Annotated in this window: 12 protein-coding genes; 2 read left to right on the top strand and 10 right to left on the bottom strand. The window is 69.9% G+C overall.

The annotated features are described in order from the left end of the window. Positions 1-16 precede the first annotated feature (16 nt). Positions 17-1,000 carry a hypothetical protein gene (locus tag FHS44_RS21790; protein WP_184717468.1) on the top strand — a complete coding sequence of 328 codons (984 nt, stop codon included), beginning with the start codon at positions 17-19 and terminating at the stop codon, positions 998-1,000. Further along, positions 993-2,336 (top strand): DUF4407 domain-containing protein, encoded by a 1,344-nt coding sequence (locus tag FHS44_RS21785; protein ID WP_184717466.1) that lies wholly within the window; start codon positions 993-995, stop codon positions 2,334-2,336. The genes FHS44_RS21790 and FHS44_RS21785 overlap by 8 nt, the downstream gene beginning before the upstream one ends. Before the next feature lie 24 nt (positions 2,337-2,360). Here the strand turns inward: FHS44_RS21785 and FHS44_RS21780 are convergent, their stop codons facing one another. The 10 genes from FHS44_RS21780 to FHS44_RS21735 all read right to left on the bottom strand — a co-directional run bounded on the left by FHS44_RS21780 (position 2,361) and on the right by FHS44_RS21735 (position 12,916). Beyond that, entirely contained in the window at positions 2,361-3,185 is an 825-nt protein-coding gene (locus FHS44_RS21780; protein WP_376771605.1) for a PSP1 domain-containing protein, read from the bottom strand. Positions 3,186-3,252: 67 nt separating this feature from the next. Next, positions 3,253-3,960 carry a permease-like cell division protein FtsX gene (locus FHS44_RS21775; protein ID WP_184717464.1) on the bottom strand — a complete coding sequence of 236 codons (708 nt, stop codon included), beginning with the start codon at positions 3,958-3,960 and terminating at the stop codon, positions 3,253-3,255. Then, a complete protein-coding gene (locus FHS44_RS21770; RefSeq protein ID WP_184717952.1) occupies positions 3,957-4,397 on the bottom strand; it encodes a sigma-70 family RNA polymerase sigma factor in 441 nt (146 codons plus the stop codon). Before FHS44_RS21770 ends, FHS44_RS21775 begins: the two co-directional genes overlap by 4 nt. Positions 4,398-4,495: 98 nt before the next feature. Continuing rightward, positions 4,496-5,650 carry a glycosyltransferase family 4 protein gene (locus tag FHS44_RS21765; protein ID WP_184717462.1) on the bottom strand — a complete coding sequence of 385 codons (1,155 nt, stop codon included), beginning with the start codon at positions 5,648-5,650 and terminating at the stop codon, positions 4,496-4,498. Further along, positions 5,647-6,339 (bottom strand): hypothetical protein, encoded by a 693-nt coding sequence (locus FHS44_RS21760; RefSeq protein WP_184717460.1) that lies wholly within the window; start codon positions 6,337-6,339, stop codon positions 5,647-5,649. The genes FHS44_RS21765 and FHS44_RS21760 overlap by 4 nt, the downstream gene beginning before the upstream one ends. Positions 6,340-6,564: 225 nt before the next feature. Continuing rightward, a complete protein-coding gene (locus FHS44_RS21755; protein ID WP_184717458.1) occupies positions 6,565-7,731 on the bottom strand; it encodes a hypothetical protein in 1,167 nt (388 codons plus the stop codon). Continuing rightward, the gene (locus FHS44_RS21750; protein WP_184717456.1) at positions 7,728-8,249 is read right to left on the bottom strand and encodes a SigE family RNA polymerase sigma factor; all 522 of its coding nucleotides are present in this window, start codon (positions 8,247-8,249) and stop codon (positions 7,728-7,730) included. The genes FHS44_RS21755 and FHS44_RS21750 overlap by 4 nt, the downstream gene beginning before the upstream one ends. 80 nt (positions 8,250-8,329) lie before the next feature. After that, on the bottom strand, positions 8,330-9,508 hold the full coding sequence (locus tag FHS44_RS21745; protein ID WP_184717454.1) for a DNA polymerase III subunit delta': 1,179 nt from the start codon (positions 9,506-9,508) through the stop codon (positions 8,330-8,332). Between the two features lie 30 nt (positions 9,509-9,538). Beyond that, a complete protein-coding gene (gene tmk, locus FHS44_RS21740) occupies positions 9,539-11,614 on the bottom strand; it encodes a dTMP kinase (protein ID WP_184717452.1) in 2,076 nt (691 codons plus the stop codon). A gap of 123 nt (positions 11,615-11,737) precedes the next feature. Continuing rightward, a complete protein-coding gene (locus tag FHS44_RS21735) occupies positions 11,738-12,916 on the bottom strand; it encodes a metallophosphoesterase (protein WP_184717950.1) in 1,179 nt (392 codons plus the stop codon). Positions 12,917-13,036: the final 120 nt, after the last annotated feature.

Genomic DNA, 13,036 nt, shown 5'->3' with positions numbered 1-13,036 from the left:
TCCCAAGGAGACACCGATGTCCACTCTGCGTGGCTATCCGATCGTCGAAGAGCGCTCTCTCCAGCCTCCCCAGCGCCGACTGGGTTTTCTCGTACGGCGCGACCTGGCCGAACTCCCCGAGACGCCGGTGGGAACCGTCCTCGTCTTCGCCGTGAACGGCGCCTACAAGGCCTACACCGAAGGCGCGCACCTCAGGGGTTCCGAGGAGGCCGTCGTGCGCGCGAAGTCCGTGAGCGTCGTCTACCTGCGCAGCCGCCAGGTCATGGCCGGCATCGAGATCCCGTCCCAGGACATGGGGTACGGCTTCCAGGTGCAGGCGACCTTCACCTGCAGGGTGAGCGACCCCGAGGCGGTGGTCGCCTCCGGCGTCGAGGACGCGGCGACGATCCTGAGAGACCACCTCCGCGACGACGCGGGACTCATGCGGCTCGGAGTGACCAGACCCGTCGAGGAGGTGCACCTGCTGTCGGTCGAGGTCGCCAGCCGGGTCCGCGCCTACCTGGAGTTCTGCCCGCCCCGGCTGGACGGGGTCGACGTCACCCTGGTCAACGTCGCGCTCCTGCCGCCGAACGACATCCTCGCCCACGGCCAGAACATCAAGCAGCTCAAGTGGACCGGAGAGATCAAGGAAATGCAGTGGGCCATCGAGAACCGCGACGTCGCCAGGATCGAGGAGATCTTCAAGCGGGGAGCCGAGGCGACCACGGCGTTCGGCGTGAGCCGCGAGCAGCTGATGATGACGGACGCCGTGGGCATCACCCGCGAGGCGCAGGAGAACCGGATGCGGTCGCTGTCCGACCTGTTCAACCGCCTCCCCGAGGGAACGCTGGACTTCCTGCCCATCGACACCCAGGGGCTCATCAACAGGGTCATGACCTCGATCATCGGGGAGTCCCCCTTCGTCGAGGCCTCCGGGGACCGTCTCGAACTCGGGGAGGGCAGGCCGGGAGACGGGGACGAGAAGCCACGCAGGATCGGCCTGGAGGACCTCGATGACTGAGGCTCGGGGGCGGCGTGCCGTCCGCTTCGACCTGGGAAGACGGCTACGGGTCCTGGCGGGGGTCAACGAGGAGGTCCTCGACCAGGTTCCGCTTGAGCGGACCCGTTACGTCGGCCTCGGCGGGGTGATCCTGGGCACGGCGGTCATCGCCGGGATCTCGATGTGGTTCGCGCTCGGCCAGGTCATGGGAAGCGTCCATCCCGGGATGGTCGTCCTGGCGCTGGGCTGGGCGCTCGTCGTGCTCAACCTGGACCGGTGGCTCGTCTCGACGGTGACCGGCATGTGGCAGCGCAGGATCATGATGCTGTTCCCCCGGCTGCTCGTCGCCATGGTGCTGGGCTCCATCGTCGCCGAGCCCCTGGTCCTGCGGGTGTTCGAGACCGCCGTGGTCCAGCACGTCGCGGACGGGCGGGAGGCCGCCCGCAGCGCCGAGAGAGCCCTGCTGACCAGGTGCAATCCCATGACGGGCGCACCGTCGGGAAGTGGATGCGAGAACGCCAGGCTTCTGGTGTCGAGCGCGTCGGCGGACGAGGCGGAGATTTCCGACCTGGAGAAGGACGCGGCGAGGCTGCAGCAGCGGGTTGACGACGCCCACGGGGAGTACCGCAGGCTGAAGGACCAGGCGAGCGCCGAGTGCGTGGGCAAGAAGATCGCGGGGGTGACCAGCGGCAAACGCGGGGTCGGCCCGCTCTGCAGGCGTCTTGAGGCCGCGGCGAGGAGCGCCAGGTCCCTCAGCGATCTGGACGGAAACACCGAGAAGCTCCGCGAGCTGCGAGAGCGCATCTCCGCGCTGCGCGCCCCGCTGGCCGCCAAGCGGGGCGACCTTGGGAAGAGGATCCAGGCCGCGATCGACGAACGGCTGGCCGCGATGCCCGCGGGGAACGCCCCCATCGGGATCATGGAGCGGATGCGGGCCCTGCACGAGATCTCTTCGGAGAACACCTACCTGTTCGCGGCGAGCTGGCTGTTCCGTCTCTTCCTGGTGCTCATCGACTGCCTGCCCGTCCTCGTCAAGCTCATAGGAGGCACGACCACCTACGACCGCATGGTGGAGCACGCCAACCGCATGGGGGAGAGGGTCCACGAGAAGCGGGTTCAGTTCGACGCGGACGCACAGGTCGGAGAGCTGGAACTCGACGCCTACGCCAGGGCCGAGGAGCGCAGGAAGCGGCGCCAGCTCATCGAGTTGGACGGCCAGGCCGCCGACGCCGAGGCGCGGGCCCGCAGGGAGGAGCTGATGAACCGGCGGACCGAGGAGCTGAACCGCCAGAGCAGGAGCGGGACCCGCGTCAACGGAAGTCGTCCGGACGTCGGCATGACCGGCGCCTTCCGGTGATCGTCTCCGGCTGACGCCCCCGGCTCACACGCCGGGGGCGTCTCCGTAGGCGGCGTCGTGCTGTTTTCTCGGGGAGCAGACGGAGGCCGAAGGGCAGGCGCAGCGGCGTCCGCCGTCGTCGAGACGGACGACCACCGAGTCGGAGGGGACGTTGCGCCCGACCACGGTTCCCGCGCCCTCGGGGGTCTCCACCTTCGCCCCGACCCGGGGCATCCTGCTCTGCGCCTCGGTGTAGAGGGGGTGCTCGTACTTCAGGCAGCACATCAGCCGTCCGCACGCCCCGGCGATACGCATGGGGTTGACCGGAAGGTCCTGGTCCTTGGCCATCCGCACCGAGACCGGTTCGAAGTCCTTCAGGAAGGTCGCGCAGCACAGGTCACGGCCGCAGGGGCCGATCCCGCCCTGGATCCGGGCCTCGTCGCGGGGGCCGATCTGGCGTAGCTCTACCCGGGCACGAAGGTTCCTGGCCAGGTCACGGACGAGAAGGCGGAAGTCGACCCGGTGCGGAGCAGAGAAGTAGACCGTGTAGACGTTCTCCGTGTCGAGATAGTCGACACCGACGACCTTCATGGGCAGTTCGTGCCGTCTGATCAGCCGTTTCGCGACGCTCCGCGCCTCGGCCCGCCGACGTCTGTTGGTCTCGTCGCGGGTCAGGTGCTCCTCCCCGGCGAGACCCGCGCACACCGGCAGGCCGTCGATCTCCTCACTCGTCCACTGCGGCGCCCAGACGCACTCGGCGACCTCGGGCCCGGCATCGGTGGGCACGAGCACCTTGTCGCCGATCTTGGGGCTGTGGCCGCCGGGATCGAGGTAGTACAACCGGCCGTATCGGGTGAAGCTCACGGCCATGATCATGCTCATATGGCTCCAGGCGGCTGGGAGTACGGCTAAGCGCCCACGCCAGCCACCCTACGCGTCACGACCGTCCCTGGGGACTCCCAAAACCCGGCTTACCTGCCCCTGACTGCCACCGGACACACGGTTCGTCGTCGTCCCCGAAGAACATGCGGATGACGATCGACCTCAAGGATGTGCGTTCGACGAGACAAGCGATGTCGGCGGCCTGGGTCACCCCGGGCAGCTTACTCACGGCTTCGAGCAGCGCCGTCCGGTCCGCTCCTGGCCTGACCTGGATGGTGAAGCTATCCGACATATCCGTGATTTTCACGACCTGCAGAAGTTCAGGGTTTTTGTCGTTATACGTTCGCCGGAAGTCCTCGTAGGCCGTCCGTTGGTCCGTGAAGAAGACGCTCTCCACCTCGGACCGGTTCTGGAGGGCCGCCTGGACATCGGCCTTCCCCTTCTCCGTGACCTTCCCATCCGCGCACCCGGAGTACAGAGCCGTGTCACCGCTGGCACACAGGAAGACCCTGATGCCTGGTGTGCCGGACTCACCCTGAGTCCCGACGGACATGGCGATGACCTCGCTCCCGTCGGAAGAGGCCAGAACAGAGGCGAGCCGTACCGTCAGCAACACGGCGACGAACGCGGCGGCCGCGGTTGCCGCGATGGGAACCGTCCACCGCCTGCGGCGAGGCACAGGCACGGTCAGCGGGCGGATGTCCACGGCGGTCGAGGCCGCGGCGGACAGGGCGTCACGCAGGCGGTTCTCCGTCTCGGTCATGACTGTTCTCCAAGCGTCCTGGCGAGGGCGGCCAGCCCACGCGCGATGGTCGACCTGACCGTGCCCGCCCCCACGCCCATGACCTCCGCGATCTCCGCGTCCGGCAGGTCGAGGTAGTAGCGCAGCGTGAGCGCCTCCCGCTGCCGCCTGGGCAGCCTGAGCAGGGCGAGGAGCACCTCGCGGCGTTCCTCGCCGAGCAGCGCCGCGTGTTCCGCCGACCAGACCGGCGGCTCGTACGGCACGGCCCGCCGCCACGCCACCGCCCTGCGCCGCAGCACGGAACGACAGCCGTTGAGCACCGCGGAACGAACGTAGGCCAGCGCCTTCCCCGGGTCGCGCAGGCGGCGTCTGCCCGCGTGGGTGCGGGCGAACGCCTCCTGCACGACGTCCTCGGCCGTGGCCTGGTCGCCCACCACCAGCAGCGCGAGCCGTACCAGCCCGAGATGGTCGTCGGCTCTCCATGGGAGAGCAGTTCGGTCTTCACATCACAGAGACGCCCCGGGCCGGGAGCCGCTGCGCCGACCACACGGAAACCTCAGCGCGTGAGGTCGGTGAAGGTCCGCTCCCAGCGGTCGGAGATGGTGGAGATGTCGTACTTCTCGGCTGTCAGCAGGGCGTTGGCCGCCATCCTGTGCCTGCCCTCCTCGTCGTCGATCATCGCCAGCAGCCCCTCGGCCAGGGCGTCCACGTCGTCGGGCGGCACCAGCAGCCCGTCGTGACCGGAGGTGATGATCTCCCGAGGACCCCGGGGACAGTCGAAGCTGACCACCGGGACGCCACAGGCGAACGCCTCGATGATCGTCATGCCGAAGCCCTCGAAGCGGGAGCTGACCGCGTGGATCGAGGCCTTGGCCAGCTCGCCCTCGATGTCGTCCGTCGGCCCCATGAACATGACGTTGTTGTGCAGACGCAGCTTGACGGACGTCTTCATCAGCTTGTCGGCGACCCGGCCCTCGCCGTAGATGCGCAGCTTCCAGTCGGGGCGCTTCCTGATCACCTGGGCGAAGGCCTTCAGCAGCCGGTCGTAACCCTTGACCGGGACCAGCCTGCCCGCGGCCAGCACGATCCGGTTGTCCTGCTTCGAGCGCGGGCGCGGCCCTCCGGCCAGGCCGTTGCCGATCGTGTAGACCCGGGTCCTGGCCTCGCCGAGCATGGCGCGGTAGTCACGCTCGTCGGCCTCGGTGAGGGTGACGACGGCGTCCAGCCGGGGATACCACTGCCGGATCTCCTCGAAGATCCCCGGCTTGTGCGCCTCGAAGTGCAGGTGTTCCTGGGCGATCGTCACGACTCCCCTGCGGGCGAACCTGGCGGCCATGATGTTCAGCCCGGCCCTGGTGGTGACGAGCACGTCGGTGCGCAGCCGCCGCAGCTCCCGCCTGAGCACCTCGTCGCTCCACGCGGTGAAGGAGGCGTAGGCGCGCTCCTCGGGGTGCACGAGCGCGCTCTCCTGCGCGCTCAACCGCTCCGCCTTCCTGGTGTACGGCCAGCGCACCCGCGCCCCGGGCCGCAGGTCCACCAGCGAGCGCAGCCTGACCTTCTCCCCCAGCGGCAGGAACGGCCGGTCGGCGTGCTGGAAGACGCTGATCACCTCGACGTCATGCCGTTCGGACATCTCGGTCGCCAGGTCGAAGGTGGCACGGATCGTGCCGCCCATGCCGTACGCGTTGAGGATCAGATAGGAGACCCTCACGCGGCCTCCTCCTCAACGCTGAGCGCGACGGCCAGGCTGTCGCTGTCGGTGTAGTACGGCCTGACCCTGATCTGGCCCACGTGCTGGGCGGGGAAGCGCACCTTGGCCTTCTTCTCGGCCACGTCGTCCAGGCGGGCGGCCAGCGGCAGCCGTACGCCGTCGACCTCGGCGTGCAGGTCCCAGAAGACGCGCTTGCGCGCCTGGCCGTCGGCCATCGGCTCGATCAGGACGCTGCCGCCGAAGCGCCGCCCCCCGAAGGTGGCGGGCCCGCTCACCGGCTCGGCTCCCTTGCGCGGCACGGCCACAAGCCTGGCCGCCCCCTCGTACGGCGCGCCGTAGGCGACCAGGCCCTCGACCTCGATCACCCCGCCGTCGGCGACAACCCCGGTCACCTCGACGTACGGCTCGACCTCGCGGACGGTCAGGGCGAGAATTCCGGCCGATGTCCGGAAGGCCCTGATCTCCCGGTCACGGGGGGTTCCCGCGTAGGCGATCAGGTCGTCGAGGGAGAAGCCGGGGTCGTCGGTGGCGAGCGGCTCCCCCCGGTGGGAGGCCAGCCAGATCCCGGCCCGCAGTCCTGTCAGGTCTGTCCCGGAACGTTCCTCCCCTGTCTCCGCGTGCCGCAGGACGACCTCCGTGTCATCGGCCGGTTCCGGCCACTCGATGCGCAACGTGTCGTCGTCTCTCACGCGGCTGGTGACGGCTCGCCGGCCCCCTGGCACCGTCACACTCCTCCGCGATCCCATGCTGACCAAGATTCCCCCGGTCCTTCCCTGTCCATCCCCGTCGAACAGGACACAGTTCGGTAGTTTTATAACGAATGCATCGAAATTCGCTGGGAATTCTAACGATGCACACCCCAACTTTGAGGGGAATTAGCCAGGAATGGTTCCACTCGATGTGAAACATGCCCCTCACCAGGCGATACGCACTCCTGTTGGCTCCCGAACCCGCAGCAACATCCGGTAACCATCCGTTCCGACGGTCCCGATCTCGTCACCCCGCAGTACCAGTGGGTGATCACCGGAGGCGTCCCCACCCAGCAGCCGGAGGCCCGAGGTCCCGTCCCGGTGGAGCACCTCGGTCTGCCCGCCGTCCCCGGCGTCGAACCGCACGATCACCCCGGTCCCCTTCCCATCCGAGTGAACCGGACCGAGCGCCGCCGTGAACGACCGGCCGTCGGCACTGATCCGCACTCCGTGCATCCCCATGGGCACGTCCGAAGCCGCCCGCAACTCAACCCGCCGCGCCGCACCGAGATCGCCGCCCCCGGTCCCCGTGCCGACTGCCCCGACATCAAGCACCCACACCTCCGGAATGCCGGACTTAACCCCAAAAACACCCCTCCATGCACTCACCGTCCCTTCCGGCACCTCCCGCCCATCCACCGCCGACAGGGAAACCTCCACACCCGTCCGCTGAAAAGCAACAAACCGCCCGTCCCCGGTCACCGAGAGACGGCTGACCATCCCCTCACGGTGTGAGGCGAAGACCCGGCTGCCCCCGCCCGCCAGGTCGGTCACCCCCAGCCGCTCGACGCCGTTCGCACCGGCCCCGGGACACCGCGACAGGCCGTAGGCCAGCCTCGCGCCGTCCGCGCTGACCGCCATGGAGACCGGCCTGGTTCCCTCCGGCAGCTCGACCGTGAGCGGCTCCGCCCGCGCCACCTCGCCACCGGGGCCGAGCCGTACCCTGAAGAACCGCGTCGCGCACGCGTCCGCCGACGCCGAGACGTAGAAGCCGTCCCTCGCCGAGGCCAGCAGTCCGAAGCGCAGCCCCGCCTCGGGCACCGGGAACCTGCCCGTCTCCTGACCCGTGTCCGAACGCCGGAACACGACGTCGTGCTCGTCCCCCACGGCGAAGTACTCCGGCGCCCGCCCCACGGCGACCACTCCCACCCCAACCGTCATCGCGGCCGCCGTCACGACCACCGCCCCCGCCGCTGTCACGGCCGCCAGCACCGGTGCCCACCATCCGGTACGGCGCGCCTCGGGGAAGGGGGGCACCTCGCCCACGGTCTCCCCGACCGCCCCGGCCGCGTCCCGCAGCCTGGCGACGACCCTCTCCTCGGCGGCGTTCACCGTTCCTCCTCCAGCAGACGGCCGAGCGCGCCCAGCGCCCGGTGGGTTGTCGACTTGACCGTCCCCCGGCCGACCCCCATGGCCTGGGCGGTCTCCTCCTCGGACAGATCCGCGTAGAACCGCAGCAGAAGCACCTCGCGCTGCCGGGTAGGCAGACGCCGCAGCGCCTCCATGACGGCCCTGCGCTCGTCGCCGAGCATCGCCGCCGACTCCGCCGACCAGACCGGCGGCTCGTAGGTCCCGGCGAACCACGACGGCAGCCGCCTGCGCCGCAACACACTGCGCGCGTTGTTCAGTACGGCGCTGCGAAGGTAGACCAGCGCCTTGGCCGGGTCCCGCAGCCCACGGAAACGGCGGTGGAGGCCGAGGAAGGCGTCCTGGACCACGTCCTCGGCTGACTCACGGTCGCCGAGTATGACCAGGGCGAGGCGGGTCAGGCCGAGGGCGTGGTTGGCGTAGAGGTCGCCGACCGTCTCGGCGTGTTCAGGGCGCCCCAGGTGCAGCGTCTCGACCCGCATGCCCAAGAGACGTGGAAACCGCCCCCGGGTTGCTTACAAATCCCGAAAAATCCGACCCAACCGCGAAAAATCAAAAAAAGTCAGCCCGGGCGCCGCAGCGACAGCGTCATCGCCTCGACGGCCATCTGGGGGTTGACGTTGGCGGCCAGCCGTTCCCGGCACCGCATGATCGCGTCGATCCTGCGCAGGGTGTCCTCCGGCGTCGAGGAGCGGGCCAGCCCCTCGATCTCGTTCCCCCGGTCCTCGTTGGCCAGCTCGACCCGCGCCCCGAACTGTACGGCCAGCACGTCCCGGTAGAACGCGACCAGGTCGAGCAGCGCCGTGTCGATGACGTCGCGCTTCGTCCTGGTGGCCCGGGACTTCTGCCGGTCCTCCAGGTCCTTGAGCGCGCCCGCCCCGCCCCGGATGAGGCCCTTGTTGAGCCCCTTGCCTGAGGAGCCCTCGCCGTAGATCTTCCGTAGTTCGGTGACCTCGGACTCGTTCAGGACCGCGGTGACCGCGGCGGCCTCCTCCTCGGCGGTCTTCACCAGCCGTTCGGCGGCCGTGACGCACTCGGCGACCCCGGTCAGCGACCTGGGGATGGACAGCACCGCGTCGCGGCGCTTGCGCGCCTCCTCGTCCAGCGCCAGCCTGCGGGCCCGGTCGATGTGCCCCTGGGCGGCCCTGGCGGCGAACTCCGCCATCGCGGGCGGCACGTTCTCGCGGGTGGCCAGCACGTGGGCGACCGCGGCGGTCGGCGGGGTGACGAGCGTGACCTGACGGCAGCGCGACCTGATGGTGATCATCATGTCGTCGGGGGCGGGCGCGCACAGCAGCCAGACGGTCCTCGGCGGCGGCTCCTCGATCGCCTTGAGCAGCGCGTTCGACGCACCCTCCGTGGCCCGGTCGGCGTCCTCGAACAGCACGACGCGCCAGCGGCCCAGGGTCGGCGCCCCGGCCGCGCGCAGGATGAGCTGACGGGTGTCCTTGATGCCGTAGGACAGCCCCTGGGGCCGGACGATCTCCAGGTCAGGGTGGGAGCCGATGGCCACCTGGTGGCACAGGTCGCAGTGGCCGCAGCCCTGGTCGGGACAGAAGAGCGCGGCGGCGAAGGCCCTGGCGGCCTCCTCCCTGCCCGAGCCGGGTGGACCGGTGAACAGCCACGCGTGGGTCATCCCCGCCCCGCGCCCACCCGCGAGGATTTCGGCCCCCGCCGCGGCGGCGCGGCGCAGCGTCAGGGCCGCCTGCTCCTGCCCCACAAGATCATCGAAGACACCCACGTCATCAACCTACCGCCGGGAAGCCGGGGCTCAGTCGCGGATGACGGGGATGGTGCCGGTGGCGTCCTCCGCCTCCTGCGGCACCGGGTCGGGCATGATCTCGCGCATCCGGTCGTGGATGATCTGGGAGATCCGATCCTGGGGAAGCGTCCCGTCGACGACCAGATAGCGCTCGGGCTCGGCGGCGGCCAGCGCGCGGAACTCGCGCCGCACCCGCTCGTGGAACTCCAGCGGCTCCGACTCGATCCGGTCGGCGGCCCCGCCGAGCCGGGCGAGGCCGACCGAGGGCGGGGTGTCGATGAGCACGGTCAGGTCGGGGACGAGGCCGCCCGTCGCCCACCTGTTGAGCCGCTCCACATCCGCCGGGTCGAGCGCCCTGCCCGCCCCCTGGTAGGCCAGCGAGGAGTCCACGTAGCGGTCGGAGATCACCAGCGAACCCCTGCCGAGGGCCGGGCGGATGACCTTCTCCACGTGCTCGGCCCGGTCCGCGGCGTACAGCAGGGCCTCCGACCTCGCGGAGAGCCCCTGGTGCACGGCGTCGAGCAGGATCGCGCGCAGGCGCATGCCGACCTTGGTCGAGCCAGGCTCCCTGGTCTGCACGACGTCGAAGCCCTGGTCCCGCAGCCAGATCGCCAGCAGCCGGGACTGGGTGGTCTTGCCCGAGCCCTCGCCGCCCTCGAACGCGACGAACATCCCCCTGGGGTGCTCGTCGCTGTCCGGCACCGGGCTGGTGTGCCCGCGCAGCGCCGCGACCAGGTCGCCGAGGACCGACATGCCGGGCCGGTCGTCCATCTGCCGCAGCGCGAGGAGACCGACGGTCACCGCGAGCAGCGCCCCGATCAGCAGCACCAGGTTGGAGCCGTCGAACATGTAGACCGTCTCCCCACGGAAGACGAACCCGTGGGTGCCGAACAGACCGGCCAGCGTCGGCACGACCGCGACGACCAGCAGCAACGTCACCCTGGCCAACGACTGCAGGAACGAGAACGTACGGCCCCGCAGCCCGTCCTCGACCTCAAGACCGATCATGGTGTAGCCGATGATCCAGGCGGTTCCCGCGCACGCCCCGAGAAGCGTCGTGAGCATGACGACGATCGCCAGGTTGTGCACCAGCGCGACCGCGGCCAGCACCACCCCGGCCCCGATGATCGACAGCCCGAACAGCCTGCGCCGGGACAGCTCCCGCAGCATCCGGGGACCAAAGAACATGCCCGCGGCCATCCCGAGGAAGACCGCGCCGAACACCACGCCGTAGGCCGGGTCTCCCCCGCCGAGCGCCCGCACGTAGAGCTTGGCCACCCCGACCACCGCGCCCCCGGCGGCGAACGCGCCGATCATGCCGATGATCAGGCCGCGAACCAGCCGGTCGCGCCCGACGAAACGCCAGCCGTCCACGATCTGCCGCAGCACCGAGGGTGTGGAGACCCTGGCGGCCGGGGAGGTCGCCCCGGTCTTCGGGATCTCCTTGAGGGTGAAGATGATGACGGCCGAGACCAGGTAGGCCAGGGCGTTGACGAACAGCGCCAGCGAGGTGTCCCTGGCCGCGAGATAGGGCACGAAGGCGCCCAGCAGGTCGGTGACCACGGACAGCAGGGCGAACAGCAGCGCCGCGACCGGGGCCGTGCCGTACGTGACGAGCAGGTTGAGCTGGTTGGCCGCCTCAAGGCGCTCCTTGGGCACCAGGTTCGGCACCGTGGCGTCCTTGGCCGGAACCCAGAACAGGTTGACGCACTCGACCAGGAACGTGGCGATGATGATCCACTGGTAGTTGCCGACCAGCGGAATCGACAGCACCAGCGCGAAGCGCGTCACGTCGGCCACGACCATCGTCAGCCTGCGGTCGAACCGGTCGGCGAAGGCACCCGCGAGCGGGCCGAGCAGGATCGCCGGGAGCATCTTCGCCACGAAGACACCACCGATCGCGAAGCTCTGGATCCGGTAGCCCGACCCGGCCGTGAGGTTGCCCGCCAGGGCGGTCAGCGCGATGAGGTTGAGCCAGTCGCCGAGACTGCACACCGCCATGGCCGTCCACAGCTTGCGGAACGGCGCGTTGGCCAGCACGTGGGGAGGCTTGCGACGTGCGGTGTTCCGGCCAGGGGTGGTCATGATGTCAGCGTATCCAGGTGTTCGCCGGGCGGGGGAGGACACGGGACCGGGCGAAACGCCGGGCCGTCCGTCGCACGAGGTTATTACGTACGGCCCGGCCCGCGCAGCGGTCGTGACAGGAAATCACCCTCCCGGGCGCAGTTCGAGAAGGGTGATCTCCGGCGGTGCCCCGACCCTGACCGGCGGCCCCCAGAAGCCCGCTCCCCTGGTGACGTAGACCTGGGTGCCGTCCACCTCGCCGAGGCCGGAGACCAGCGGCTGCTGGAGCGGGACGATCAGGTTGAAAGGCACCATCTGCCCGCCGTGGGTGTGCCCGGACAACTGCAGGTCCACCCCATATTTCGCCGCCTGTACGGCCTGCACCGGCTGGTGAGCGAGAAGGACGGTCGACCGCGCCGGGTCCCGCCCGCCGAACGTCCGCTCGAAATCAGGACCGCGCCCACCCGCGCTCCCCGTCACGTCGTCGACCCCCGCCAGATCGAGTACGGCTCCCGCGTGGGCGATCTCCACGCGCTCGTTCCTCAGCGGACGGACCCCCAGGTCGCGAAGCTCCTCGACCCACTCGTCGGGACCGTTGGCGGTGTAGTACTCGTGGTTGCCGATGACGAAGTAGGAGCCGTAGCGCGACTCCAGGCTCCGCAGCGGCCTGGCCAGCGGCCCCAACTCGGCGACCGTGCCGTCCACCAGGTCACCCACGATCGCGACCACGTCGGCCTGGAGGCCGTTGACCATCCGGACGATCCGCTCGGTGTGCCCGATGCCGGTGAGCGGGCCGAGGTGGATGTCGCTGACCACGGCGAAGCGCAGCCCGCCGAGGCGCGGGTCGAGGCCGGGCAGCGTCACGCTCACCCTCTCGATCACCGGGTCGCCGAGAGCCGTGCGCACCCCCGTCCCGACCGTGACGAGCGCCCCTGCCCCGGCGACGGCGGCAGCCGTACGGGCCACGAAGTCCCGGCGGTTCAGCCCCTCCTCACGGGGTTCGGGAGCTCCGACGGGGACAAGAACCCGAGTCCTCCGTCGCAGTACGGCCAGCGCCACCGCCCGTGGCACCTCAAGCAGCACGAGGAAGACGGCCAGGTAGTACATCACCGCGAGCCACAGGAACCCCGGCCACACCAGGACGCGGCCCCAGTCGCTGTGGGAGCCGACGAGCGTGAGGGGGATGAGCGCGCCCAGCACGACCGTCGCCCAGGTCAGCACCCTGCGCAGCGGTCCCGGGGCCGTGGTCGCCCTGACGAGACGGCGCCACAGGTAGTAGTGGACGAGGGTGGTCATCAGGACGATCAGCACCACGAAGCCCATCGCCGCCACGACTCGCTTTCTTCCGCGCCCGCTCGCCGTACCCGGCTCGTCTCCAAGAACGCCCGCGAACCCGGATGCGTTCCGTGAGAACGGCGAAAAAAACACCCGGGATCCCGAAAA

The organism is Streptosporangium saharense (assembly GCF_014203715.1).
In the GTDB taxonomy this organism is placed as follows: Bacteria; Actinomycetota; Actinomycetes; order Streptosporangiales; family Streptosporangiaceae; genus Streptosporangium; species Streptosporangium saharense.
The sequence above is the reverse complement of the archived record's forward strand: the minus strand, read 5'-3'. Positions and strand labels throughout refer to the sequence as shown.

Excerpts from the sequence above, each read along its gene's own strand:
- FHS44_RS21790 (WP_184717468.1), top strand. The coding sequence starts at position 17 with ATGTCCACTCTGCGTGGCTATCCGATCGTCGAAGAGCGCTCTCTCCAG.
- FHS44_RS21785 (WP_184717466.1), top strand. The coding sequence starts at position 993 with ATGACTGAGGCTCGGGGGCGGCGTGCCGTCCGCTTCGACCTGGGAAGA.
- FHS44_RS21780 (WP_376771605.1), bottom strand. The coding sequence starts at position 3,185 with ATGGCCGTGAGCTTCACCCGATACGGCCGGTTGTACTACCTCGATCCC.
- FHS44_RS21775 (WP_184717464.1), bottom strand. The coding sequence starts at position 3,960 with ATGACCGAGACGGAGAACCGCCTGCGTGACGCCCTGTCCGCCGCGGCC.
- FHS44_RS21750 (WP_184717456.1), bottom strand. The coding sequence starts at position 8,249 with ATGCGGGTCGAGACGCTGCACCTGGGGCGCCCTGAACACGCCGAGACG.
- tmk (WP_184717452.1), bottom strand. The coding sequence starts at position 11,614 with ATGACCACCCCTGGCCGGAACACCGCACGTCGCAAGCCTCCCCACGTG.
- FHS44_RS21735 (WP_184717950.1), bottom strand. The coding sequence starts at position 12,916 with ATGGGCTTCGTGGTGCTGATCGTCCTGATGACCACCCTCGTCCACTAC.